Source organism: Listeria sp. MAN/IMW/UF555 (assembly GCF_058684075.1).
This window is the reverse complement of sequence record NZ_JBZWZS010000002.1, coordinates 94,319-118,473: the sequence shown is the minus strand read 5'-3', so window position 1 is coordinate 118,473 and position 24,155 is coordinate 94,319. Positions and strand designations below refer to the sequence as shown.

The window sequence follows — 24,155 nt, the reverse complement described above, 5'->3', positions numbered from 1 at the left end:
AGGGAATAAAATGGACTTACCGTTGTCAAAACGTGTCAAAGGAGTTGCCCCGTCGCCAACACTCGCGATTACGGCAAAAGCAAAACAAATGAAACAAGAAGGAATTGATGTTATCGGATTAGGTGCTGGGGAACCAGATTTTAATACCCCGCAAAATATTATCGATGCAGCTATTGAGTCCATGAATAAGGGATTCACAAAATATACTCCTTCAAGCGGAATACTCGAACTTAAACAAGCAATTGTGGATAAGCTCAAAAAAGACCAGTCATTAACCTATGAAACCAATCAGATTTTTGTAGGTACAGGGGCAAAACATGTATTATATTCTGCGTTTCAAACGATTTTGGATCCTGGCGATGAAGTCATTATTCCCGTTCCATACTGGGTTACTTATCCAGAACAAGTAAAATTAGCTGGCGGAGTTCCGATATTTGTCGAAACTGGCTTTGATGCAGATTTCAAAATATCAGCAACTGATTTTGAACATGCTATCACTGAAAAAACAAAAGCAATTGTGTTGAATTCGCCCAACAATCCGTCTGGCATGTGTTATACAAAAGACGAATTAGCTGCAATTGGCGCAGTTGCTGAAAAACATCAGATTTACATTTTATCTGATGAAATCTATGAGAAATTATACTACGGAAACAAAGCGGATTTAGTTTCTATCGCTAGCTTGAGTGACCGTTTATATGATTTAACTATCGTAATTAATGGTGTATCCAAAGCTTATTCCATGACTGGATGGCGGATTGGTTACGCAGCTGCAAATAAAGAAATTATCGCTGGGATGAGTAAACTTGCGGACCATTTAACAAGTAACCCCACTGCGAATGCTCAGTATGCAGCGCTGGAAGCTTATGTTGGTAGTCAAGAAGTTCCAGAAAAAATGTACAAAGCTTTTGAAGAGAGAATGGAACGCTTTTATCCAGAACTAAGTAGTATTCCAGGATTTAAACCCAAAAAACCAGATGGCGCTTTTTATTTCTTTATTGAAGTAAAAGAAGCGGCACATAAAAAAGGTTTTCAGGATGTAGATGCCTTTGTAGCAGCTCTTTTAGAAGAAGCGAAAGTCGCAGTCATTCCAGGCTCAGGATTCGGAATGCCCGATTATATACGCCTTTCTTATGCAACAAATCCAGACTTATTCCAAGAAGCTATAAATCGAATCAAAAGTTTTATGAAATAGGGAGTGTAGACAAGTGAAAATTACAATCAATCAAGCATCCGAATTTGTCGGAAAAGAAGTAACTATTGGAGCATGGCTTGCGAATAAGCGTTCAAGTGGGAAAATTGCTTTCTTACAATTACGTGATGGAACAGGATTTATGCAAGGGGTTGTCGTAAAAGCAGAAGTTGGCGACGATATGTTTGCCACTGCCAAAGCTTTAACACAAGAAACAAGCTTATTTGTAACAGGTACAATTAATGAAGATACACGTTCCCCATTTGGTTATGAAATGGCTGTATCTGGCGTAGAAGTAATTAGCGAATCGCATGACTATCCAATTACACCGAAAGAACACGGCACGGAATTTTTAATGGATCACCGTCATTTATGGTTACGTTCTAATCGTCAACACGCTATCATGAAAATCCGTAATGAAATTATCCGCGCTAGTTATGAATTTTTCAATAAAGAAGGATTCCTAAAAATTGATCCACCTATCTTAACTGGTAGTGCACCAGAAGGAACAACCGAACTATTCCATACGAAATATTTTGATGAAGATGCCTTTCTTTCTCAAAGTGGACAATTATATATGGAAGCAGCAGCAATGGCTTTCGGAAAAGTATTCTCATTCGGCCCGACTTTCCGTGCTGAAAAATCAAAAACACGTCGTCATTTAATTGAATTCTGGATGATTGAACCAGAAATGGCGTTTTACAAGTTAGAAGATAGCTTACAAGTTCAAGAAAACTATGTGGCTTTCCTAGTAAAAGCAGTACTTGATAACTGTCGCTTAGAACTAGATCGCCTTGGACGTGATGTGAGTCATTTAGAAAAAATGGTTGCACCGTTCCCGCGTATTACTTATACAGAAGCAATTGAACGTTTACACGAATTAGGCTTTGATGACATTGTTTGGGGAGATGATTTCGGAGCACCGCATGAAACAGCGATTGCGGATAGCTTCGAAAAACCAGTGTTTATTACACATTATCCAAAAGCAATTAAACCATTTTATATGCCAGAAGATCCAGAAAACGATCAAGTTGTTTTATGTGCCGATATGATTGCTCCAGAAGGATACGGAGAAATTATTGGCGGATCTGAACGTATTCATGATTTAGAAACACTACAAGCTAGAATGGAAGATTTCGATTTAGACCAAGAAGCATATAGCTGGTATCTTGATTTAGCTCGTTACGGTTCTGTACCACATTCTGGTTTTGGACTTGGTTTAGAGCGTACGGTAGCTTGGATTTCCGGAACAGAACATGTTCGCGAAACAATTCCATTCCCACGCTTACTTAACCGTTTATATCCTTAAGAAAAAGTGAAGCCATCTATTGGCTTCACTTTTTTATTTCTACCGAGTAAAAAACAGCTTTTCCAATTGATTTAGTGATTTTCTCATTACTTTTATATTTTTCCCTTGAAAACCATGTTATAATTTTGGAGTGAGGTGTTTAAAATGGATCATAAAATGCTTGGGAAATGGATGGCTGAAGGGCAAGTAACTTTGCCGCAAGTATTAGTAAAAAACTATGCAGCAATTGGCCTAAATGAAAATGAATTAGTACTTTTACTTCAAATACAATCATTTGCAGCAGAAGCAGAATTTTTTCCTTCGATGGAGATGTTAACAGATAGAACAACACTTCGACTGGAAGATACTATTAAAACAATGGATTCACTGCTTAAAAAAGGCGTGGTTGCTATTGAACAAAGTAAAGATAATTCATTAATGATTTCTGAACAATATAATTTAGAACCGCTTTGGGGCAAATTAGTCGCATTTTACGAAAATATCGAAGCGGATAATAGACAAGATCAAGAAGTGGAGCAACAAACGAATTTGTACAGTTTATTCGAAGCGGAATTCGGCAGACCACTTTCACCAATGGAAGCAGAAATGTTATCTGCATGGGTTGACCAAGATAGAACGAGCCCTGATTTAATCAAGGAGGCTCTTAAAGAAGCAGTTATTTCACAAAAATTAAATTTCCGCTATATTGATAGGATATTACTTAATTGGTCGAAACAAGGCGTTAAGACAACAGAAGATGCCAAACGAGTAGCAGAAGAATTTCATCAAAACGGCCGAACTAGCCAAACGATTAATCAAAGCGAAGTCAAAAAAAGTGCAGGGTCGATTCCATTATACGACTGGCTCGAAAAAAGAAAAGGGTGACGTAAACAAATTGTTATCAAATAAACAAACCGTATTATGCATAGAAGAAATGGCGAAAATGTTTCCAGCAGCACATTGCGAACTAATCCATAAAAATACGTTTGAGTTACTGGTTGCAGTTGTATTATCCGCCCAGTGTACAGATGTTTTAGTCAATCGAGTGACAGCTTCACTTTTTGAAAAATATCACCGACCAGAAGATTATTTAGCTGTACCATTAGAAGAATTAATGGATGATATTCGTTCGATAGGTTTATACCGAAATAAAGCAAAAAATATTCAAGGCTTATCTGCAAAAATTCTCGCTGAATTTAACGGAGAAGTTCCTCGGACACATGCGGAACTAGAAAGCTTACCAGGTGTCGGTAGAAAAACAGCCAATGTTGTATTATCAGTTGGCTTTGGCATCCCAGCAATCGCAGTTGATACGCATGTAGAGCGAATTAGTAAGCGTCTTGGTATTTGTAGATGGAAAGATTCTGTTGTAGAAGTAGAAGAAACACTTAAACGAAAACTTCCAAAAGAACTATGGTCGGATGCGCACCATTACATGATTTTTTTCGGAAGATACCATTGTAAAGCAAGAAACCCAGAATGTCCGACATGCCCTTTACTTTATTTATGTAGAGAAGGAAAAAAACAAGCGAAAGTGAGGGGATTTGATGGCTGAATTTAAATATGCAGTAGAATTAACCCATCCAGACTTTCCAGCGCCAGATGTAATTGCAGAAGAATATGATCCTGAATCAATTTACGTAAGTGGCTTACCATTTTGGCAAGAACAACAATTTTTCACAAAAGGAGAAGGAGTCATTCCTTGGAAAAATGAAACGGACCGAGCTTGCCGTAAATTAGCAAAACATATGACTAATTTAGCAGAAAGTATGGAAGCTGATTTAAAAGTGCATCAAAAACCATCTCCGGTTATTGTAAGAGATGCGCTTGGTATTTTTCTATCTATTCTGTTTTGGAGTAATCATCGGCCAGTTCAATTAGATAATTTAACAGAGCAAATTAAAACGCTTGAGACAAAGCCACTGAATTTGGAGGAACGACTAGAATACGTTTTAAAACGTGGTAATACTTTCTTAGGATTTCGTCAGTTAAATGAATTAGTATTAGAACAGCGGAAATTAATTGCTAAAAGATAATAAAAAGCGAGGAAGAGTAATCTCTTCCTCGCTTTTTGTTATTCAATTAACTATCTGGAATTCTAACTGTAGTGGAGGCGGCAGGACTTCGCTTGCCATCTTTTACGGCGACGACATTTATTGATACGGTATCGCCAGGGTTACCACCACTTACAGATACAGATGTGGAAGAGACGGTTGTGGTTGAACCATTGACATTTACTTCATAGGTTGCGCCATTTACCGGCGACCAAGAAACATTAACCTGTTTAGAATTAGCATCATAACTTGCTCTTAGGCCGGCAGGGGCAGTAAGATTTTTGGCTTCTTCTTCAGCCTTTTTCTTAGCCTCTTCCTCTGCTTTTTTCTTAGCTTCTTCTTCTTTCTTTTTCTCTTCTTCTGTTTTCTTCTTCTCTTCTTCGGCTTTTTTCTTAGCTTCTTCTTCCGCTTTTTTCTTCTCATCTTCTGGTGTCGAAGCGGTTTTAGTTGGTGCTGTTCCTGACAAGAATAATTCGTAGCTTACTTTATCGCTTGCCGTACCTTCTGCGGCACGAGCGATTGGGTTGCTACCTTTTAAAATTGGAACGGATACAACGTTACTTGGCATTTTGAAATCTGCTGTTGTTTTATTGGCAGATACATGAGCCATAAGTTTACTAAACATGCGTTGTGCAATCTTTTGTTCACTCGCTGATACATATTTTTTCTTATCGTCATAGCCTGTCCAGACGGCGATAGAATAATTGGTTGTATAGCCAGCAAACCATGAATCACGGGCAGCACCACTAGGGTAGTAGTACTTCGAAGTGAATTCAGGTGGAATATTTGTTGTACCTGTTTTACCAGCGGCAGGAACTCCTGGTACAGCTGCTGTCGTACCTGTTCCGACAGAAAGAACATCTTTTAGAACATCAGAAACCATATAAGCAGTAGATTCTTTCATTGCTACTGTGCTACTTGGTTCTGTATCGATTTCAGTTTGTCCGTCAGATAAGACGATTTTTGTTACTGTATGAGGTTTATTGTAAATCCCTTTATTACCAAAGGCAGCATAAGCTCCAGCCATTTGCATTGGATTAGAACTGTTTGCACCGATAGCATTGGATTCTACATTTTGTCCTTTATCATAGGTGATACCAAGTTTATTAACAAACTGCTCGGATTTATCAAGTCCAACTGCTTGTAATGTTTTAAGTGCTGGAATGTTTCTTGAATCATAAAGCGCTTGTCGTACGGAAATTGGTCCTTTATACCCGAAGTCCCAGTTATTAATAGGGGTTCCGCCAGTATACGTATAAGGTTCATCTTCTAAAATATGAGCAGTTGACCAATCTAAATATTCAAAAGCTGGACCATAATCGGCAATAGGTTTCATCGTGGAACCTACCGAACGTTTTACTTGAGTGGCATAGTTATATCCACGAGTTACTTTTTGATTACGTCCGCCACCAATTGCTTGGACACGACCGGTCTTAGTATCTTGAAGAACAATTCCGGCTTGCATTTCATCATCCGTGAAATTAACAACTTTGTTTGTATTTAGCATTTTCTCTGTATATTCTTGTGCGTCACGATCAAGTGCCGTATAAATCGTTAAGCCATCACGATAGACATCATATTCTTTAGGAATTTCACTCAATACTTGTGTTACGTAAGAATCGTATTTATAAATTTTGTCTTCACGATCTTTTTTCGAGCGAAGTCCAGTTGTAATTGGTGATTTTTGTGCGGTAGTCATTTCTTCTTTAGAAATTTTGTCATGCGTGTACATATTGGTTAAAACTTGATCACGACGTTTTTTAGCTGCTTCTGGGTGATCGTATGGATTGTAATTGTTAGGACTTTGAGGCATCCCAGCAAGAAGTGCAGTTTCGGCTAATGTAAGATCTTTTACATTTTTACCAAAGTAATGTTCGGCAGCTGTTTGCATACCGTGCACTCGGTCAGACATATAGACTTTATTGACATAAATTTCGAGAATGTCGTTTTTGCTATATTTTTCTTCTAGTTGAAGTGCTAACCATGCTTCTTGCGCTTTTCGTGCAAGGGTCTTTTTTGTATAATCCAAATAAGACATCTTAATGATTTGTTGGGATAAAGTACTAGCACCTTCTGCACCAAAGCCGTCAGTAACGTTGGCTACAACAGCCCCGCCAAGACGGATAGGGTCAATCCCATCATGTTCGTAAAAACGCGCATCTTCTGTTGTTAGAATGGCGTTTTTAAGTGTTTCAGGTATATCTTTGTATTCAATATATTCCCGCCGTTCGGTTCCAACTTCTGCGAAAACCTTGCCATCCTTATCAAGTAACTTGGATGAAAGTGGATCACGCAGTTTGGAGTCGGTCAGTTTAGGTGCATCTTTTGCATAATCATAAAAAATAGTTGCACCAGCCGCAATACCAAAGAAAGTTAAAAATAACCCTACAAAGAAAATCGTTTTGAAAATATTAACTACTACACGTTTTCCTCGTTTTGGTTGGGCTTTTTTAGAGCTACCCTTTGGTTTTTTGCGATACTGAGATCTTGTCTGCGGTTTATCTGCCATTAAAAATCTCTCTCCTTTAAAAAAGGTTTGACTAGAAGTATAATTTGTCTATGGATTGCAAGAAGTCAAGCCTTGGATTTAGACCATAAGGAACTTGGTCTGATACATCTTGTATTTCACTTATAGTGACTGATTTTCTTCCACCACTTTGCATGCGTTCCCAAAACGGATAAAACTTTTCGAAAGGAATGAAATGCGTTTCTCCAAGTTTTTGGAAAGCGATAATGACAAAAACAATGCCATCTTGTTTTAAGACATTTGCCATATGTGTCATTTGGTGATCATGAAAATTACTGAGTGGAAAGGAAGTTGTATTTTGCGTTTCTTTTGCTTCAAAATCAACATATTTTCCTTTATAAACACCATTGTAGTCTGTTGTGGATGGTGTTTTGAAGTAGGCTTCCTTAATTTTGGCACTACTTCTTTTTGGATAGTCCACACTGACAATTTGGACAGGGGTAGGTTTTTTATGGATGACTGCGATGTCGTGGGCTAAATAATACGCAATTGTATCATTCAAGTCATCTTCTAAAGACATACCTCGCTTACCATAAGTTACAGGAGTTTTCCGTTTTTTTGAAGGAAGTCCTTCATGACTCGCTGTATACTTCTTGCCGCCGGGATAACCAATAGCCATTTTTTTCACCTCTATCAGAAAATTTCTATTCTGAATTTCAGACTATCATCTATTATAACAAATAAAAATGAAAATGATAGTATCAATTAAATGCAAAATAGCTCTTTCTGGCATGAAACTATCTTATAAATAGAACGTACCTTCGTCTATTTTACCATATTTTAGCTAATAATCGAATTTTAGGCAAGATTTTGCTACCTATGCTATTCTTGAAGTAACTGAAAATGTGAAGAAAAGAGTGATACAATGGAACTTTTAATCCGTACGGAACAATTACTTCTTCAGAATGAAAAAAACTGGGAACTATATTTAAGTAATCGAGAAGAAGAAAAGCCGTTTGATTTTTATAAAGACATGAAACCTTTTGTTGATGAAGCTAAAAGATGTGCCGATGATTTTTTAGAACTTGCCATTCCGTGGGTTAATACTGAGCGGCCTCCTTATTTGGGGGAACTACAACTTCGCCAAGCTTGTGATAATGTTCAGATGACCGCAGTAAGTGCATTTAATGGAAGATCTTTTTATAAACATTTTTTAGATCATTATCAATCTACTAAGTATACATTAACAAGAGTGAGAGATTTCTTAAAAAGAAAAGAGGAATCCATGTGAAATCCATCGCAGTGACCGGATATAAAAATTTTGAACTTGGAATTTTTAAAAAGGATGCGGATGAAGCTGTTTATATTAAAGAAACAATAAAACGCCATTTAATTCCTCTAATAGAAGATGGGCTTGAGTGGGTTATTATTTCTGGACAATTAGGAATTGAACTTTGGGCCGGAGAGGTAGTCGCTTTGTTAAAAGAGGAATATCCTATTAAATTAGCAGTACTGGAACCTTTTGAAAAACAAAGTGCGAACTGGAACGAAAATAATCAGTTATGGGCCCAGGAAGTAATAGGGGCTGCGGATTATCACGCTTTTATTACAAAACGGCCTTATGAAAGCCCCGCACAATTTGCAGCTAGAGATGGATTTATTATTGATAATACAGATGGGGCATTGCTTGTTTATGATTTAGAAAAAGAAGGCTCACCTAAATTTTTTTATGACCGTGCTAAATTAGCAAAAGAACAAGCTAATTACTTCTTAGAATGCATTGATTTTTACGCATTACAAGATGTTGTCGAGGATATGAATCAAACATTTTAATATAGAAGAAAACGGTTATTTTATAAAAAACACTCGAATAGATTGACAAATGGTGTGAGATTTGGAAAAATAAGGGTAAGTATATAATTAGAACAAAAAATACGTAAGAATAGAGATAGAGGTGGAGTTACATGACTTCGGAACAATTTGAGTATCACTTAACTGGCAAAGAAATATTGGAAAAAGAATTTAAAACTGGACTTCGTGGTTATAATCCAGAAGATGTTGATGAGTTTTTAGACATGGTTATTAAAGATTACAGTACATTTACACAGGAAATTGAAGCACTTCAAGCGGAAAATATTCGTCTAGTGCAAGAACTGGATAATGCACCAGTGAGAACAACAACACAACCAGCACCGACTTTCCAAGCAGCTGCACAACCTGCTGGAACGACCAACTTTGATATTCTAAAACGTCTTTCTAATTTAGAAAAACACGTTTTTGGAAATAAGCTGGACGATAACGAATAGGTATGCTAGTATAAGTAAGTTAAGAATAAATGAATAACGTTCGGATAATCGCTGTTTTCTTATGGAAGCAGAGGAAAGTCCATGCTCGCACGGTGCTGTGATGCCCGTAGTGATCGTGCCTGGTCAAACAATAAGCCAGGGCATTCCGGATTTCCGGTTTGACGGCAGGTGAATGACCTAAGTCTTCGGATATGGTCTTATAACCTTGAAGGTGCCACAGTGACGAAGTTCCGGCAGAAATGCTCGGAAGTGGAACGAGGTAAACCCCACGAGCGAGAAACTCAAACTTATGGTAGGGGCACTTTTCCCGAGGAATCAAGAACAAGGGACGAGGCGCAAATGTATTTTTGTGCAGATAGATGGTTATCTCTTTACTATTACCCTGTATGTAGTAAAGAACAGAACATGGCTTACAGAGCGTTATTTACAGGATTTAATTTAACATTGAAGGCTGTTTTAGAAGGCCGGAGCGCAAGTTTTAAGGTGGGTGTTCGACCTGGTTGAATGCCTATTTAAAACAAAACTCCTCCTCTTAAAACAGCTTTTTTCATTAGAAATTTAATTAAAGGATGGGACACAATGAAATCATTTCAGTTGGTGGCAACTGCGGCTTCTGGTTTAGAAGCGATTGTTGGGAAAGAAGTAGCGCGTTTAGGCTATGATCCAAAAGTTGAAAACGGTAAAGTATATTTTGAAGGAGATTTATCCGCAATTGCTCGAGCGAATCTTTGGCTTCGTGTAGCTGACCGGGTGAAAATTGTGGTTGGCGTTTTTAAAGCAACAACATTTGATGAACTTTTTGAAAAAACAAAAGCTCTACCATGGGAAGATTATTTGCCGCTAGATGCACAATTTCCTGTCGCTGGAAAATCAGTTAAATCAACGCTTTATAGTGTTCCTGACTGCCAAGCGATTGTGAAAAAAGCAATTGTAAACCGCGTCAGTGAAAAATATCGTCGTTCTGGTCGTTTGATGGAAACTGGCGCATTATTTAAGCTAGAAGTTTCCATTTTGAAAGATGAAGTAACGTTAACGATTGATACAAGTGGTGCTGGATTACATAAACGCGGTTATCGTTTAGCTCAAGGTAGTGCGCCAATCAAAGAAACAATGGCGGCGGCACTGGTGTTACTAACTAGCTGGCATCCGGATAGACCTTTTTATGATCCTGTTTGTGGTTCTGGAACGATTCCAATTGAGGCGGCGCTAATTGGACAAAATATTGCGCCTGGTTTTAACCGCGAGTTCGTGTCGGAAACATGGGACTGGATGCCGAAACAAATCTGGGAAGATGCGCGTCAAGAAGCCGAAGATTTGGCTAATTATGATCAACCGTTAAACATTATTGGTGGCGATATTGATGCTCGTTTAATCGAAATTGCGAAACAAAATGCGGTTGAAGCTGGTCTTGGCGATTTAATTACTTTTAGACAACTTCAAGTGGCTGATTTCCAAACAGAAGATGAGTACGGAGTTGTTGTTGCGAATCCGCCATACGGGGAACGGCTAGAAGACGAGGAAGCAGTGCGCCAACTATACCGCGAAATGGGTATTGTTTATAAACGCATGCCAACATGGTCAGTGTATGTCCTTACCTCTTATGAACTTTTTGAAGAAGTTTATGGCAAAAAAGCGACGAAAAAACGGAAATTATATAATGGTTACTTGCGCACCGATTTATATCAATACTGGGGTCCAAGAAAACCACGTCCTAAAAAAGAAGACTGAATGGAGGAGTTAAGTTTGGTAGAAACATTAGAAGAGGAATTTTTAGCGTATATTAAAAAAATGGAAGCTTTAGAAGAAGCACTCGCATTAGTTTATTGGGATCTTCGTACAGGCGCGCCGGCAAAAGGGATGGAAGGCCGTTCTGATGTTATTGGCGTTCTATCTGAAGAGATTTTCAATATGCAAACATCAGAAGAAATGGCTGCTTTTATTGCTGGACTTAACCTTGATAAAGAAAATCTATCTGAAATCACTCGTAAAACATTAGAAGAATCTCAAAAAACATATGATTTAAATAAAAAAATTCCAAGTAAAGAATACGCGGAATATACTAAACTAGTAGCTCAAGCAGAAACCGCTTGGACAACAGCTCGCGAACAAAACGATTTTGCAGCTTTTGAACCGTTCCTAACAAAAATCCTTGAAATGAAGCGTAAGTTTGTTGAGTATTGGGGTTATGAAGAAAATAAATATGACACACTTCTCGATCAATATGAGCCAGGCGTAACAGTATCAGTGCTTGATTCCGTATTTGAAAAAGTACGCGACGGAATTATGGCGATTCGCGAAAAAATCGCAAACGAAGGCGTGAAGCCAGATGGAACCATTTTAAACACCAAAATATCAGAAGCTAAGCAAAAAGAATTTAGCATTCGCATTCTGAATAAAATGGGCTTTGACTTTGAAGCAGGTCGTTTAGATGAAACCGTGCATCCTTTTGCGACTGGTTTAAATACTGGCGATGTTCGTATTACGACTCGTTACAATGAAAATGATTTTAAAATGGCTGTTTTTGGTACGATTCATGAAGGCGGTCATGCGATTTATGAACAAAATTTTGACGCAGCACTTGTAGGTACTCCACTTGCAAACGGGGCATCAATGGGCATTCATGAATCACAATCATTATTTTATGAAATTATTATCGGTTCTAGTTTAGCATTTTGGAAAAGTAATTATGCTGATTTTCAAGCGATAACAAAACCGGCTTTTGACCATGTGAGTTTAGAAGATTTTTACCGCGCAGTGAATATCTCTGAAAGTTCGCTTATTCGGATTGAAGCTGATACATTAACTTATCCACTTCATATTATGATTCGTTATGAGCTTGAAAAAGCACTTATTAACGGGGAGCTAGAAGTAAAAGATTTACCAAAAGCTTGGGGCGACAAATACGAGGAATACTTAGGCATTCGTCCAGATAATGATACAAATGGCGTATTGCAAGATATTCACTGGGCTGGTGGCGACTTTGGTTACTTCCCGTCTTACGCACTAGGTTTAATGTACGCAGCGCAGTTCTATCATCAAATGCAAAAAGAAATTCCTAATATTGATGCAATCATTGCCAGCGATGATTATACAGAATTAAAAACTTGGTTAACCGAACATGTGCATACATTTGGGAAAACGAAAAAACCGCTAGAAATTTTAACAGATACAACAGGAGAGGGATTAAACCCAACTTATTTATTAGATTTACTAGAAAAAAGATACGCATATGTTTATCAGTTTAATAAGTAAAAAATTAGCTTGACCCTGCTCCTTTAGAAAGCTATAATAAACAACATAACTTAAAACCGAAATACTTATATAATAGTTGCGATTGGGCGACGAGTTTCTACCTGGTTACCGTAAATAACCGGACTATGAGTAGTTTGTATAAAGAAGTCACTCCGAAAATTGGTGGCTTCTATACTGCTTCTCTAAATTTAGAGAAGCAGTTTTTTTATTTTGAAAGGAGAATATCTTTGAAATTACTGGAAGAGTTTATTCAAGAAAAAGGTACAGTTTTACCAGGGAATGTTTTAAAAGTAGATGCATTTTTAAATCATCAAATTGATCCTGGTTTAATGCAAGAAATGGGCAAGGCGTTTGCTGAACGTTTTAAAGATTTAGGGATTACAAAAATCGTAACAATCGAATCTTCTGGTATTGCGCCCGCAGTTTTTGCCGGACTAGCACTTTCGGTACCGGTTGTTTTTGCTAGAAAGAAAAAATCGGTGACGTTAACGGATAATTTGTATACAAGCACGGTTTATTCGTATACGAAAAAAGAATCAAATGATATTTCTGTTTCCAAGCAATTTTTAACGGATGCAGATACGATTTTAATTATTGATGATTTTCTCGCAAATGGTCAAGCGGCTCTTGGCTTACTTGAAATTGCTGAGCTTGCCGGAGCAAAAGTGGCAGGGATTGGGATTGTAATTGAAAAATCCTTCCAGCAAGGTCGCGAATTATTAAATAAAACAGGGATTCCAGTTTATTCACTAGCACGAATTGCCTCACTTGAAAACGAAGAAATCTTATTTTTAGAGGAGGAATAGGAGTAGATGTTAGGTAAAGGGAAGATTGCAGCTTTAGGATTTCAGCATGTTCTAGCGATGTATGCTGGAGCGGTTATTGTTCCACTATTAATCGGTGGAGCGCTTGGTTTTAACGGAGAAGAAATGACTTACTTAGTTTCGATTGATATTTTTATGTGCGGGATTGCGACATTGCTACAATTAACGGTTAATCGGTTCTTTGGAATTGGTTTACCTGTTGTACTTGGATGTGCGGTTCAAGCCATTGCACCAATTATTTTGATTGGGCAAGATATGGGGATCGGCGCGATTTACGGCTCGATTATTGTTTCAGGACTTTTTGTATTATTAATAGCCCCATTCTTCTCTAAAGTTGTTCGATTTTTCCCTCCTGTTGTGACGGGTTCCGTTGTAACAGTTATTGGTTTAACACTTATTCCCGTTGCCATTAACAATCTTGCTGGCGGGGCAGGGGCAAAAGATTTCGGTTCGATGTATAATCTTGGTCTAGGTTTTGGGACGTTAATGTTAATTATTTTAGTGTATCGTTTTGGCCAAGGTTTTTCGAAAGCTATTGCTGTTTTAATCGGTCTTGTTGGAGGTTCACTTTTTGCGGCGCTTTATAAAGGTATTTCGCTTGGACCGGTTAGTGAAGCAAGCTGGTTTCATATGCCAAAACCATTTTATTTTGGCACTCCGACCTTTGAATGGCCGGCGATAATTACGATGATTTTAATTGCCTTAGTAAGTATGGTGGAATCAACGGGTGTCTATTTTGCTTTATCAGATATTACCGAACGGAAATTAACGCAAAAAGATTTAACTCGTGGTTACCGTGCAGAAGGGCTAGCGATTATGCTTGGCGGAGTTTTTAATACGTTCCCTTACACTGCTTATTCGCAAAATGTCGGGCTTGTTCAGCTTTCTGGCATTAAAACGCGTAAAGTTATTTATGCGGCAGCAGGTTTCTTAATCGTCCTAGGTTTAATTCCAAAAATTGGGGCTGTGACAACAATTATCCCTACTCCGGTTCTTGGTGGGGCAATGGTTGCTATGTTCGGAATGGTTGTTGCGCAGGGTATTAAGATGTTAGGAAAAGTTAATTTTACTTCTCAAGAAAACTTATTAATTATTGCTTGTGCAGTTGGTGTTGGCTTAGGCGTAACTGTTGTGCCAGATTTATTTAATGCTTTCCCATCTTTTGTTCGTTTATTTACGAGTAATGGAATTGTTGCCGGAAGTGTTACTGCAATTACTTTAAATATTATTTTCAACATGATTCCTCATCGTAAAGATAAAAAACTAGCAGATCCAGAACCTCAACATGCTGAGTAAAAAATAAAACAGTTTTAATTGGGCTATTTTTTCTCATATACTTATAAGCAATTATTTATTTGAAAGCGGAATTGGTCTATATCAATTTCGCTTTTTTGCTGTTTTTCTAGTTTTATTTTCATTATGATGGGTATTTTCTAGTAGCTCCAAAAAAGCAAGTTTGGGGTAGATAAAGTAAGGGGGAAAAGTAGATGAATGGAAAACAAGTAATGGTTGGTGGTTTGTCTTTACTTTTAGTTGGCACAGGGCTTGGGGCTTTCGGCAGTACGGCTCAAGCGGCGACGGATGACGCTTCTGTTATGCCAGATATTTCTAACAAACAGGTGCTAGTTGGGTACTGGCATAGTTGGAAATCTTCTGGGAAAGATGGCTATCAACAAGGGACTTCCGCAGATATAGCACTGAAGGATACACCGAAAGCTTATAACGTGGTAGATGTTTCCTTTATGAAGGGAGACGGAGTAAATCGCATTCCAACATTTAAACCTGTGGGAATAAATGATAGCGATTTCAGAGCACAAGTCGGCGCATTAAACAAAGAAGGTCGAGCAGTACTTTTAGCGCTTGGTGGTGCGGATGGTCACGTGGAACTGAAGGCTGGGGATGAGCAGGCGTTCGCGAATGAAATTATCCGCCAAGTAGAAACATACGGCTTTGATGGACTAGACATAGACTTAGAACAAAGCGCCATTACCGCGGGAGATAATAAAACTGTTATTCCAGCAGCGCTTAAAATCGTCAAAGATCATTATAAAGCACAAGGCAAAAACTTCTTAATTACGATGGCGCCAGAATTTCCTTATTTAAAACCAGGTAGCGCTTATGAGAGCTACTTAACTTCACTTGCTAATTACTATGACTATATTGCCCCACAACTTTACAATCAAGGTGGCGACGGTGTTTGGGTAGATGAAACTAACCAATGGATTGCGCAAAATAATGATACTTTAAAAGAATCTTTCTTATATTACATGGCAGATTCTTTCATTAACGGGACGCGCGGTTATTTAAAAATTCCTGCGAATAAATTTGTCTTCGGTTTACCAGCCAATGTAGATGCAGCAGCAACTGGTTACGTTAAAGACCCTCAAATTGTCCAAAATGTATTCAATCGTTTACAAGCAAAAGGAACTCCAGTAAAAGGTGTTATGACCTGGTCCGTTAACTGGGACGCTGGTAAAAATAGTGCCGGAGTAGCTTATAATAATGGTTTCTCTAATGCTTATGGACCAATCGTTGGTACTAAATAAATAACGAACCGATACCCATTTTAAGTGGGTATCGGTTTTTTTAAAACAAGAGACTTGCATTCATTTTGAAATCGGCGTATGATATAAATCGGAATGATTATTATTTATGAAAGGAGAGACATATGGCTAAAAAATCAAAAGTTGCTAAACATGAGCATCAACAAGCACTTGTAGAACAATATGCAGAACTTCGCCGCACGCTTAAAGCAGAAGGTCGTTTTGATGAGTTACGCAAGTTACCAAGAGATTCTTCACCAACACGACTACACAATCGTTGTGAATTAACAGGTCGCCCGCATGGTTATATGCGTAAATTTGGTATGTCACGGATTCGATTTCGTGAACTAGCACATCAAGGACAATTACCCGGCGTGAAAAAAGCAAGCTGGTAAAAAGCTCCTTTTTTTCTGCGAGCCAGATATAATTATGCTACAATAGATGGCAGTAGAAGGAAATAGGAGGATTATATATGAACGAAAATCGAGAAAATTTGCTCGTTGTAGATGGAATGGCACTACTTTTCCGAGCATTTTATGCAACAGCTGTTTCCAAACAATTTATGTTTAATCAACACGGAATTCCAACGAATGGCGTGCAAGGTTTTATGCGACACATGTTTGCGGCTATTCGTCAAAGTAATCCAACACATACACTTATTTGCTGGGATATGGGGTCACAAACATTCCGTAATGAATTATATGATGGTTACAAAGCGGGCAGAACGGCGCCACCAGAAGAAATGATACCTCAATTCGATTTAGCAAAAGAAGTAGCTGCTGGGTTTGGCTTTGTTAACTTGGGCGTACCTGGTTTTGAAGCAGATGACTGCATTGGTACGATTACAGTTCAGGCTAGTAGTAGTATTTCGACAACCGTTTTAAGTGGTGATAAAGATTTACTACAGCTAATCGCACCGACGAATGATGTATGGATTATGCAAAAAGGTTATGGCAATTATAAACGATATAATGAAGCAACATTTTTTGAAGAAATGGGCATTACGCCGAAACAGTTTATTGATGTAAAAGCATTGATGGGGGATACTTCTGATGGTTATCCTGGAGTGCGTGGCATCGGTGAAAAAACAGCAATTAAGCTCATCCAAGAATTCGAATCAATTGAAGGGGTTTTAAATAATTTAGACAAGCTTAAACCAGCCCAACAATTGAAAATTCAAGAAGATTTAGCAATGCTTGAACTGAGCCAAAAACTAGCTAAAATTCATACTGAAGTGCCGCTAGAAATGAACTTAGCAAGCTTGAAATATAACGGTTTCCGCGATGATGCTTTTGCGGTCGTTGAAAAATATGGCTTAAAAACCCTAACGCGGGATATTGAATAAAAATAGAAGCAATCTGGTTATTTGACACCAGATTGCTTCTGTTTTTTTATAGCCTGACGCGCGAGTTGGTCGGCTTGTTTATTTTGGCTAACGTTACGCCATTCTGCAAAAAATAACTCTACTGAATCAGCCATTTCTAAAATTGCTTCTAAATGGGGTTTGAATAAAGGATTTTTAGCGTGTCGTTTATGGATTGCTTCAATGGCGACTTTCGAATCAGAATACAAACGAATGAAAGTGGCTTGTTTTTTTAAAGCTTCTTCTAGACCTAATTTAATCGCGATAAATTCGGCTTCATGATTGGTCATAACTTCGAGAGGGATGGCGAATTGTTCATAGATTCCTGCTGCTTTTAGAACTATGCCAGCACCACTAAGACCGGGATTTCCAGCACTTGCACCGTCAACGAAAACTTCCATATTGTGCGCCTCCTATTGTTTGAGTAGATGTGGCTTTATTATAGAAGGAAAGCTATTTTTTTGCAATAAAAAAACCGGTCAAAGGATACCGGTTTTAAGTCCGTGTCTAATTGGCAACTGGATTAGGCTTTTTCCACATTGGCTGCTTGAGCACCGCGGTTACCTTCAACTACTTCAAATGTTACCGCTTGGCCTTCTTCTAAAGATTTGTAGCCGTCACCTTGGATCGCTGTGAAGTGAACGAAAATATCTTCGCCGCCGTCTGATTCGATAAAACCGTAACCTTTTTCATTGTTAAACCATTTTACTTTCCCATTTTGCATTGAAATAAATCCTCCTAAGTATGGCTAATAATTGCTAGAATCATTTTTCAAACGCTTTCATTTCTGTTTAAAAATTTTTCTCGCAAATACTACCTTTTCAGTTCATAGCGTTGCCGCATATGATACTAACACTATAAATCAAAATACCTATAAACGTCAAGGTGATTTTCAATATTTTTTTAATTTTTGGACTTGTAAAGGCTTACTTTTTACTTTTATGTTATATTTTGTCGTTAAATGCTAGATTTACCGCGAAAAACTACGTGAATGTCCTAGGAGAAATTTCGTTTTAGAAAGGGTAATTGCTTTTAGAAAGTCCGATATTATAGTACAATTGGCTATGTGAAAGAATATAAGTTGGAGGGTATAGCTATGCCAACACCTAGTATGGAAGATTATATTGAAAAAATCTATTCCCTTATTGAAACAAAAGGTTATGCCAGGGTTTCGGATATTGCTGATGAGTTATTTGTCCATCCGTCTTCTGTAACAAAAATGGTACAGAAACTAGATAAAGACGAATATTTAATCTATGAAAAATATCGTGGATTAATTTTGACGCCTAAAGGAACACAAATGGGGAAAAGGCTACTAGAAAGACATGCATTACTAGAAAGTTTTTTAAGTATAATTGGTGTAGATCCGTCCCATATTTATCATGATGTGGAAGGTATTGAACATCATTTGAGTTGGAATTCTATTGACCGAATCGGGGATGTTGTTCAGTTTTTTGAAAATCATCCAGATGCGCTCAAGACGCTCAAGGAAATGGATCCAACGAAACCAGATACAAAGGAATAACGGTAATCCAAGGTTGAGATGTTGATTTTTGCGCAATCAGGCTTTACTTTAGAAATCAAAAATGGTGTTACATCGCTTGGTGTCACGCTTTTTTGATGCACTGAAGAAGCCAAAATATCTTAATTCTTTGTTACAATATACATATTCGGAGGGGATATCATGTCAAATAAAGTGAAATCAGATATTGAAATTGCATCAGTAGCAGAAATTCTACCAGTTACGACTATCGCGGAACATTTAGGACTAGATGCAGATGCACTCGAACTTTACGGAAAGTATAAAGCAAAGTTATCCTATGATACGATTCACTCGTTAAAAGACAAGGAGCAAGGTAAACTTGTTCTTGTGACAGCTATTAATCCAACGCCAGCCGGTGAAGGTAAATCGACTGTAACAGTTGGTCTTGGCGACGCACTCTCTAAAAAAGATAAGAAAACAGTCATCGCTTTGCGGGAACCATCACTTGGACCTACAATGGGTATTAAGGGCGGGGCAACTGGTGGCGGTTATGCGCAAGTTATTCCAATGGAAGATATTAATTTACATTTTACAGGCGATTTTCATGCCATTACAGCAGCAAACAACGCTTTATCGGCGTTTATCGATAATCATATGCAACAAGGTAATGATTTAGGAATTGACGGTAGACGAATCGTTTGGAAACGTGTCGTTGATTTAAATGATCGTGCTCTTCGGAAAGTGGTCGTTGGTCTTGGTGGTCCTATTCAAGGCGTTCCACGTGAAGATGGTTTTGATATTACAGTTGCTTCTGAAATTATGGCAATCATTTGTTTAGCAAGTGACTTAAAAGACTTAAAGAAACGCTTAAGTGAAATTGTGATTGGCTATAATTATAAAAAAGAACCAATAACTGTTGGCGAAATGGGTTATGAAGGTGCATTAACATTACTATTAAAAGATGCGTTAAAACCTAATTTAGTGCAAACGTTAGAACATACTCCAGCAATTGTACATGGTGGTCCTTTTGCTAATATTGCTCATGGTTGTAATAGTGTCTCGGCGACAAGTACAGCGCTTAATCTTGGCGAATATGTAGTAACGGAAGCTGGATTTGGAGCAGACCTTGGAGCAGAGAAATTTTTAGATATTAAAGTTCCGGCACTTGGAAAAGCACCAGATTGTGTCGTGATTGTTGCGACAATTCGCGCACTGAAAATGCACGGTGGCGCTTTGAAAACAGAACTTAGTGAAGAAAATGTCGATGCTCTAGCAAAAGGCTTTACTAATTTACAAAAACATACGGAATCGATTCAAACATTTGGTATTCCATATGTTGTTGCCATTAATAAGTTTATTACGGATTCTGATGCGGAAGTCGCGAAATTAGAACAACTTTGCGAAGAACACGGTATTCCTTTTTCGTTAACAGAAGTGTGGGAAAAAGGCGGCGACGGTGGTCTGGAACTCGCAGATAAAGTAATCGCTGCAGTCGAAAGCGGAGAAGCGGACTATAAACGCATTTATGATGATGCTTGGTCAATGGAAGAAAAATTAGAAGCAATTGTGACGAAGGTTTACGGTGGAATTGGCGTAGAACTTTCTAGCAAGGCACAAAAACAAATTGTTGAGTTTAAAAAATACGGCTGGGATCGTTATCCAATTTGTATGGCGAAAACGCAGTATTCTTTATCGGACGACCCAACATTACTTGGTCGCCCAACTGATTTTGTGATTCATATTCGTGAATTCATTCCAAAACTTGGCGCGGGCTTCGTTGTTGCTTTAACTGGCGACGTGATGACAATGCCAGGCTTACCGAAAAAACCAGCGGCATTAAATATGGATGTCGATGAAAATGGTAACGCACAAGGTTTATTTTAAAAATAAAAGTTCCAAAAGTGGATAAGCTGCTTTTGGAACTTTTTTCATCTCAAGCAATTGCTATGTTCTATATTTTCAGCTAGAATAGATAAGGACGAAACGGAATGGATGGGACTAAATGAAACAGTTAAAAGTAGAAAACTTAACAAAAACATATGGCGAAAAAAGCCTGTTTGAGAATATCTCGCTAACGATAACAGAAGGCGAACGCATTGGTTTAATCGGTGTAAATGGTACTGGTAAATCAACGCTGTTACAAATTATTTCTGGAAGTGAATCTGGGGATAAAGGTAGCGTTACGAAAGCGAAAGATTATACGATCGGTTATTTGGCGCAAGATCCTGTTTTTAATGAAGAGGATACGGTTCTTTCGGCGGTTTTTGACGGTGATACTGCGGCGCTTCGAGCAATGCGTAAGTATGAAGAAGTCTTATTAGCGATGTCGCTTGATGCAGAAAATACCAAGCTACATGATGCCTATACAGCGGCTAGCCAAGAAATGGATGCGAGTGCGGCTTGGGATATGAATACAGAAGCGAAAACTATCTTGGAGCGGCTTGGCATTACTGACTTAACAGCAAAAATAAGTGAGCTTTCTGGCGGTCAGCGAAAGCGTGTTGGTTTGGCGCAAGTCTTGATTGAGACGCCAGATTTACTTATTTTAGATGAACCTACCAACCATTTGGATTTTCAGTCGATTCGTTGGCTAGAAGAGTATTTAAATCGCTTTAAAGGAGCGGTATTACTCGTTACCCATGATCGTTACTTCCTTGACCGTGTGACGAACCATATGGTGGAACTGGACCGTGGTTCGGCGTACCGCTATGTTGGAAATTACGAAAAATTCATGGAATCCAAGGCAATTCGCATGGAAAACGAAGTCCGCGAATCAGAGAAAAATAAAAACCTTTATCGTAAAGAACTAGCTTGGATGCGTCGTGGTCCACAAGGGCGCGCCACAAAACAAAATGCTAGACAAGACCGTTTCCATGATTTAGAGAAAAAAGTCAAAACAAAAATCGACGACTCAGAACTTGCGATTGATTTTGTCACTAGTCGCCTTGGGAAAGATGTTTTCGAATTGAAAAATTTAGAAAAACGCTTTGACGAAAAACAAGTGTTACAAGATTTTAGTTTAATTATTCAACCGGGAGAACGGCTTGGTATCACTGGGAATAATGGAACTGGTAAATCGACTTTACTGAATATGTTAGCTGGAAAACTTGCCCCCGATGCTGGCGAGGTAATTACGGGTCAAACAGTACAAATCGGTTATTATACGCAACAAAATGAAGAAATGGATCCAGATATGCGAATGATTGCTTATTTGCAAGAGGCAGGAGAGCAAGTAACGACTTCTGGTGGAGAAGTGATTAGCGTTAGCGCCATGCTAGAACGATTTTTATTCCCACCAAATTCCCACGGGAAGAAAATTGGTAGCTTATCAGGTGGAGAAAAACGCCGCTTGTTCTTACTTCGCATTTTAATGGAACGACCAAACGTGTTGCTACTAGATGAGCCGACCAACGACTTAGATACGCAAACATTAACTGTTCTAGAGGATTACTTAGAATCTTTTAACGGTACGGTTATTACGGTCAGCCATGATAGATATTTCCTTGATAAAGTTGTAAATAAATTGCTTGTTTTCCGGGCAATTGGCGAAGTAGAAATTTTCTACGGCGAATATAGTGATTATTTGAAAGAACTTGAAGCTAAAGGAAAACCAGCAAAATCAATGAAAAAAATGGCGAATACTTCGGCCGAAAAGTCATCACCGGAGAAAAAAGAGAAAGTCAAACTAACCTATCAAGAACAACTTGAGTGGGACGGGATTGAGGATGCCATTAGCGAGTTAGAGCAAGACATTGAATCGCTCAATGAAACATTGGAACAAACCGGAGCAGACTTTACAAAAGCAGCAGAAATTAGCGAACTTATTACAGCGAAAGAATCAGAGCTGGAACAAATGATGGAACGCTGGGAATTTTTATCACAATACGCGGAATAAGGAGTGCGAACAATGAAACAATATTTGGATTTAGAAAAGTACGTTTTAGAGAATGGAACACAAAAAGGAGATCGCACTGGGACTGGAACAATCAGCACATTTGGTTATCAAATGCGTTTTGATTTACAGGAAGGCTTTCCAATTATGACAACAAAACGGGTACCATTTAAACTTGTAGTAAGTGAACTACTATGGTTTTTACATGGAGATACGAATATTCGCTACCTTTTACAGCATAATAATAATATTTGGAATGAATGGGCTTTTGAGCGTTTTGTGAAAAGCGCTGATTATAAAGGCGAAGATATGACTGACTTTGGGCTGCGTGCTGAGCGTGATCCGGCCTTTAAAGAAGTGTATCAAGCTGAAATGGAGAAGTTTAAAACGCGGATCTTAGAAGACGAAACGTTCGCGAATAAATACGGCGAATTAGGTAATATTTACGGCAAACAATGGCGTGAATGGAAAACTTCGCAAGGGGAAACAATTGATCAGTTAGCTGACTTGATTGAAATGATTAAAACAAACCCGAACTCGCGTCGTTTAATCGTGTCTGCTTGGAATCCTGAAGATATTCCGAATATGGCTTTACCACCTTGTCATTCATTGTTTCAATTTTATGTGGCAGATGGGAAATTATCGTGCCAATTGTACCAACGAAGTGCAGATATTTTCTTAGGAGTACCGTTTAACATTGCGAGTTATGCACTTTTGACACATTTAATTGCACGGGAAGTTGGACTTGATGTTGGTGAATTTATCCATACTATGGGAGATGCACATCTTTATAACAATCATATCGAACAAGTGAAAGAACAATTATCAAGAACTCCGCATGCGCTACCAAAATTAGTTCTTTCAGATAAACCTGCAACCATTTTTGATTTTGAAGTAGCGGATATTTCACTAGATGGTTATAATCCAGATCCTGCAATTAAAGCACCAATTTCAGTATAAGGGAGGTTTTCTTAGATGATAATTTTTGTTTGGGCACAAGACCGCGCTGGTAATATTGGGAAAGACAACAAGATGCCGTGGCACTTACCAGGAGATTTACAATTTTTCAAAAAAACGACAACTGGAAAAACGCTCGTCATGGGACGGAAAACCTATGAATCACTAGGTAAAGCTTTACCAAATAGAAAGACCATTGTGTTAACTAGGGACAATGAATTACAACTAGACGATGCAGAAATTCTTCATTCACGGGATGAAGTTCTGGCGCTTGCTGAAACCGGCGAACCGATTTATGTTGTTGGTGGAGCGGAAATTTATCGTTTATTTATGGATGTGGCAGATAAGTTAATTGTCACAAAAATTGATGCGGAATTTGATGCAGATACCGCATTTCCAAAAGTAGACTGGGAAAACTTTTCAGAAGTAGCGAAAGAACCTCATGAAAAAGATGAGAAAAATAAATATAATTACACATTTTATACGTATGAAAGAAATTAGTAGAAACGTTGCCTGCTTTCGGGCAACGTTTTTCGA

At 38.3% G+C, this 24,155-nt stretch carries 24 protein-coding genes, 1 other RNA gene and 1 riboswitch; of the genes, 21 read left to right on the top strand and 4 right to left on the bottom strand.

The window, feature by feature from the left end:
* The first annotated feature begins 10 nt into the window (after positions 1-10).
* From AC4PG8_RS07720 to AC4PG8_RS07700, 5 genes are all read left to right on the top strand, one after another.
* Complete coding sequence (locus AC4PG8_RS07720) at positions 11-1,192, top strand: pyridoxal phosphate-dependent aminotransferase (protein ID WP_033532910.1); 1,182 nt, start codon at positions 11-13, stop codon at positions 1,190-1,192.
* 13 nt (positions 1,193-1,205) lie between these two features.
* Positions 1,206-2,498 carry an asparagine--tRNA ligase gene (gene asnS / locus AC4PG8_RS07715; RefSeq protein WP_003763069.1) on the top strand — a complete coding sequence of 431 codons (1,293 nt, stop codon included), beginning with the start codon at positions 1,206-1,208 and terminating at the stop codon, positions 2,496-2,498.
* Between the two features lie 144 nt (positions 2,499-2,642).
* Entirely contained in the window at positions 2,643-3,362 is a 720-nt protein-coding gene (locus AC4PG8_RS07710) for a DnaD domain-containing protein (RefSeq protein ID WP_033532911.1), read from the top strand.
* Between the two features lie 10 nt (positions 3,363-3,372).
* On the top strand, positions 3,373-4,032 hold the full coding sequence (gene nth, locus AC4PG8_RS07705) for an endonuclease III (protein ID WP_003767529.1): 660 nt from the start codon (positions 3,373-3,375) through the stop codon (positions 4,030-4,032).
* The gene (locus AC4PG8_RS07700) at positions 4,025-4,513 is read left to right on the top strand and encodes a YpoC family protein (protein ID WP_003769392.1); all 489 of its coding nucleotides are present in this window, start codon (positions 4,025-4,027) and stop codon (positions 4,511-4,513) included. Before nth ends, AC4PG8_RS07700 begins: the two co-directional genes overlap by 8 nt.
* Positions 4,514-4,559: 46 nt before the next feature.
* On the opposite strand, the gene AC4PG8_RS07695 is transcribed toward AC4PG8_RS07700, so the two are convergent.
* Together AC4PG8_RS07695 and recU are read right to left on the bottom strand one after the other, a co-directional pair.
* A complete protein-coding gene (locus tag AC4PG8_RS07695) occupies positions 4,560-7,040 on the bottom strand; it encodes a penicillin-binding protein 1A (RefSeq protein WP_185505148.1) in 2,481 nt (826 codons plus the stop codon).
* 31 nt (positions 7,041-7,071) lie between these two features.
* Positions 7,072-7,677, bottom strand: a complete 606-nt coding sequence (gene recU / locus AC4PG8_RS07690) for a Holliday junction resolvase RecU (protein WP_003769387.1) — start codon at positions 7,675-7,677, stop codon at positions 7,072-7,074.
* A gap of 246 nt (positions 7,678-7,923) precedes the next feature.
* Between recU and AC4PG8_RS07685 the strand changes: the two genes are divergently transcribed.
* From AC4PG8_RS07685 to AC4PG8_RS07635, 11 genes are all read left to right on the top strand, one after another.
* Positions 7,924-8,289 carry a YppE family protein gene (locus AC4PG8_RS07685; protein ID WP_003763059.1) on the top strand — a complete coding sequence of 122 codons (366 nt, stop codon included), beginning with the start codon at positions 7,924-7,926 and terminating at the stop codon, positions 8,287-8,289.
* On the top strand, positions 8,286-8,831 hold the full coding sequence (locus AC4PG8_RS07680; RefSeq protein WP_003763057.1) for an SLOG family protein: 546 nt from the start codon (positions 8,286-8,288) through the stop codon (positions 8,829-8,831). The genes AC4PG8_RS07685 and AC4PG8_RS07680 overlap by 4 nt, the downstream gene beginning before the upstream one ends.
* Before the next feature lie 131 nt (positions 8,832-8,962).
* Positions 8,963-9,304 carry a cell division regulator GpsB gene (gene gpsB / locus AC4PG8_RS07675; protein WP_003763055.1) on the top strand — a complete coding sequence of 114 codons (342 nt, stop codon included), beginning with the start codon at positions 8,963-8,965 and terminating at the stop codon, positions 9,302-9,304.
* Between the two features lie 36 nt (positions 9,305-9,340).
* An RNA gene (rnpB, locus tag AC4PG8_RS07670) (RNase P RNA component class B) lies at positions 9,341-9,722 on the top strand.
* Between the two features lie 161 nt (positions 9,723-9,883).
* Positions 9,884-11,032 carry a THUMP domain-containing class I SAM-dependent RNA methyltransferase gene (locus AC4PG8_RS07665; protein WP_003769383.1) on the top strand — a complete coding sequence of 383 codons (1,149 nt, stop codon included), beginning with the start codon at positions 9,884-9,886 and terminating at the stop codon, positions 11,030-11,032.
* 15 nt (positions 11,033-11,047) lie between these two features.
* On the top strand, positions 11,048-12,556 hold the full coding sequence (locus AC4PG8_RS07660; RefSeq protein ID WP_185505146.1) for a carboxypeptidase M32: 1,509 nt from the start codon (positions 11,048-11,050) through the stop codon (positions 12,554-12,556).
* A 45-nt stretch (positions 12,557-12,601) separates the two neighbouring features.
* Positions 12,602-12,702, top strand: a riboswitch (purine riboswitch).
* 81 nt (positions 12,703-12,783) lie between these two features.
* Positions 12,784-13,362 (top strand): xanthine phosphoribosyltransferase, encoded by a 579-nt coding sequence (locus tag AC4PG8_RS07655; RefSeq protein WP_045553331.1) that lies wholly within the window; start codon positions 12,784-12,786, stop codon positions 13,360-13,362.
* Between the two features lie 6 nt (positions 13,363-13,368).
* A complete protein-coding gene (locus tag AC4PG8_RS07650) occupies positions 13,369-14,676 on the top strand; it encodes a nucleobase:cation symporter-2 family protein (RefSeq protein WP_185505145.1) in 1,308 nt (435 codons plus the stop codon).
* Positions 14,677-14,867: 191 nt separating this feature from the next.
* On the top strand, positions 14,868-15,926 hold the full coding sequence (chiA, locus tag AC4PG8_RS07645) for a chitinase ChiA (protein WP_033532913.1): 1,059 nt from the start codon (positions 14,868-14,870) through the stop codon (positions 15,924-15,926).
* A 122-nt stretch (positions 15,927-16,048) separates the two neighbouring features.
* On the top strand, positions 16,049-16,318 hold the full coding sequence (rpsN, locus tag AC4PG8_RS07640) for a 30S ribosomal protein S14 (RefSeq protein ID WP_003763042.1): 270 nt from the start codon (positions 16,049-16,051) through the stop codon (positions 16,316-16,318).
* A 77-nt stretch (positions 16,319-16,395) separates the two neighbouring features.
* Positions 16,396-17,268, top strand: coding sequence for a 5'-3' exonuclease (locus tag AC4PG8_RS07635; protein ID WP_003769372.1), 873 nt, complete (start codon positions 16,396-16,398; stop codon positions 17,266-17,268).
* Between the two features lie 17 nt (positions 17,269-17,285).
* Here the strand turns inward: AC4PG8_RS07635 and AC4PG8_RS07630 are convergent, their stop codons facing one another.
* Both AC4PG8_RS07630 and cspD read right to left on the bottom strand, forming a co-directional pair.
* Positions 17,286-17,687, bottom strand: a complete 402-nt coding sequence (locus AC4PG8_RS07630; RefSeq protein WP_492170230.1) for a ribonuclease HI family protein — start codon at positions 17,685-17,687, stop codon at positions 17,286-17,288.
* A 122-nt stretch (positions 17,688-17,809) separates the two neighbouring features.
* Entirely contained in the window at positions 17,810-18,010 is a 201-nt protein-coding gene (gene cspD, locus AC4PG8_RS07625; RefSeq protein WP_003728273.1) for a cold-shock protein CspD, read from the bottom strand.
* 372 nt (positions 18,011-18,382) lie between these two features.
* Here cspD and mntR point away from each other — a divergent pair, with 372 nt between their 5' ends.
* The 5 genes from mntR (at position 18,383) to AC4PG8_RS07600 (ending at position 24,119) form a co-directional block, all read left to right on the top strand.
* Entirely contained in the window at positions 18,383-18,811 is a 429-nt protein-coding gene (mntR, locus tag AC4PG8_RS07620) for a transcriptional regulator MntR (RefSeq protein ID WP_003763032.1), read from the top strand.
* Between the two features lie 159 nt (positions 18,812-18,970).
* Positions 18,971-20,653, top strand: coding sequence for a formate--tetrahydrofolate ligase (locus AC4PG8_RS07615; protein WP_492170229.1), 1,683 nt, complete (start codon positions 18,971-18,973; stop codon positions 20,651-20,653).
* 118 nt (positions 20,654-20,771) lie between these two features.
* Positions 20,772-22,664, top strand: coding sequence for an ABC-F family ATP-binding cassette domain-containing protein (locus tag AC4PG8_RS07610; RefSeq protein ID WP_070753683.1), 1,893 nt, complete (start codon positions 20,772-20,774; stop codon positions 22,662-22,664).
* Positions 22,665-22,676: 12 nt separating this feature from the next.
* The gene (locus AC4PG8_RS07605) at positions 22,677-23,621 is read left to right on the top strand and encodes a thymidylate synthase (protein WP_003769361.1); all 945 of its coding nucleotides are present in this window, start codon (positions 22,677-22,679) and stop codon (positions 23,619-23,621) included.
* Between the two features lie 15 nt (positions 23,622-23,636).
* Positions 23,637-24,119: a dihydrofolate reductase gene (locus AC4PG8_RS07600; protein ID WP_003769360.1), complete on the top strand. Its 483-nt coding sequence runs from the start codon at positions 23,637-23,639 to the stop codon at positions 24,117-24,119.
* The last annotated feature ends 36 nt before the right edge of the window (positions 24,120-24,155 follow it).

Coding starts and splice junctions, on each gene's coding strand:
- AC4PG8_RS07720 (WP_033532910.1), top strand. CDS start 11: ATGGACTTACCGTTGTCAAAACGTGTCAAAGGAGTTGCCCCGTCGCCA.
- AC4PG8_RS07710 (WP_033532911.1), top strand. CDS start 2,643: ATGGATCATAAAATGCTTGGGAAATGGATGGCTGAAGGGCAAGTAACT.
- AC4PG8_RS07700 (WP_003769392.1), top strand. CDS start 4,025: ATGGCTGAATTTAAATATGCAGTAGAATTAACCCATCCAGACTTTCCA.
- AC4PG8_RS07695 (WP_185505148.1), bottom strand. CDS start 7,040: ATGGCAGATAAACCGCAGACAAGATCTCAGTATCGCAAAAAACCAAAG.
- recU (WP_003769387.1), bottom strand. CDS start 7,677: ATGGCTATTGGTTATCCCGGCGGCAAGAAGTATACAGCGAGTCATGAA.
- AC4PG8_RS07685 (WP_003763059.1), top strand. CDS start 7,924: ATGGAACTTTTAATCCGTACGGAACAATTACTTCTTCAGAATGAAAAA.
- gpsB (WP_003763055.1), top strand. CDS start 8,963: ATGACTTCGGAACAATTTGAGTATCACTTAACTGGCAAAGAAATATTG.
- AC4PG8_RS07665 (WP_003769383.1), top strand. CDS start 9,884: ATGAAATCATTTCAGTTGGTGGCAACTGCGGCTTCTGGTTTAGAAGCG.
- AC4PG8_RS07650 (WP_185505145.1), top strand. CDS start 13,369: ATGTTAGGTAAAGGGAAGATTGCAGCTTTAGGATTTCAGCATGTTCTA.
- chiA (WP_033532913.1), top strand. CDS start 14,868: ATGAATGGAAAACAAGTAATGGTTGGTGGTTTGTCTTTACTTTTAGTT.
- rpsN (WP_003763042.1), top strand. CDS start 16,049: ATGGCTAAAAAATCAAAAGTTGCTAAACATGAGCATCAACAAGCACTT.
- AC4PG8_RS07635 (WP_003769372.1), top strand. CDS start 16,396: ATGAACGAAAATCGAGAAAATTTGCTCGTTGTAGATGGAATGGCACTA.
- AC4PG8_RS07630 (WP_492170230.1), bottom strand. CDS start 17,687: ATGGAAGTTTTCGTTGACGGTGCAAGTGCTGGAAATCCCGGTCTTAGT.
- cspD (WP_003728273.1), bottom strand. CDS start 18,010: ATGCAAAATGGGAAAGTAAAATGGTTTAACAATGAAAAAGGTTACGGT.
- mntR (WP_003763032.1), top strand. CDS start 18,383: ATGCCAACACCTAGTATGGAAGATTATATTGAAAAAATCTATTCCCTT.
- AC4PG8_RS07615 (WP_492170229.1), top strand. CDS start 18,971: ATGTCAAATAAAGTGAAATCAGATATTGAAATTGCATCAGTAGCAGAA.
- AC4PG8_RS07610 (WP_070753683.1), top strand. CDS start 20,772: ATGAAACAGTTAAAAGTAGAAAACTTAACAAAAACATATGGCGAAAAA.
- AC4PG8_RS07605 (WP_003769361.1), top strand. CDS start 22,677: ATGAAACAATATTTGGATTTAGAAAAGTACGTTTTAGAGAATGGAACA.
- AC4PG8_RS07600 (WP_003769360.1), top strand. CDS start 23,637: ATGATAATTTTTGTTTGGGCACAAGACCGCGCTGGTAATATTGGGAAA.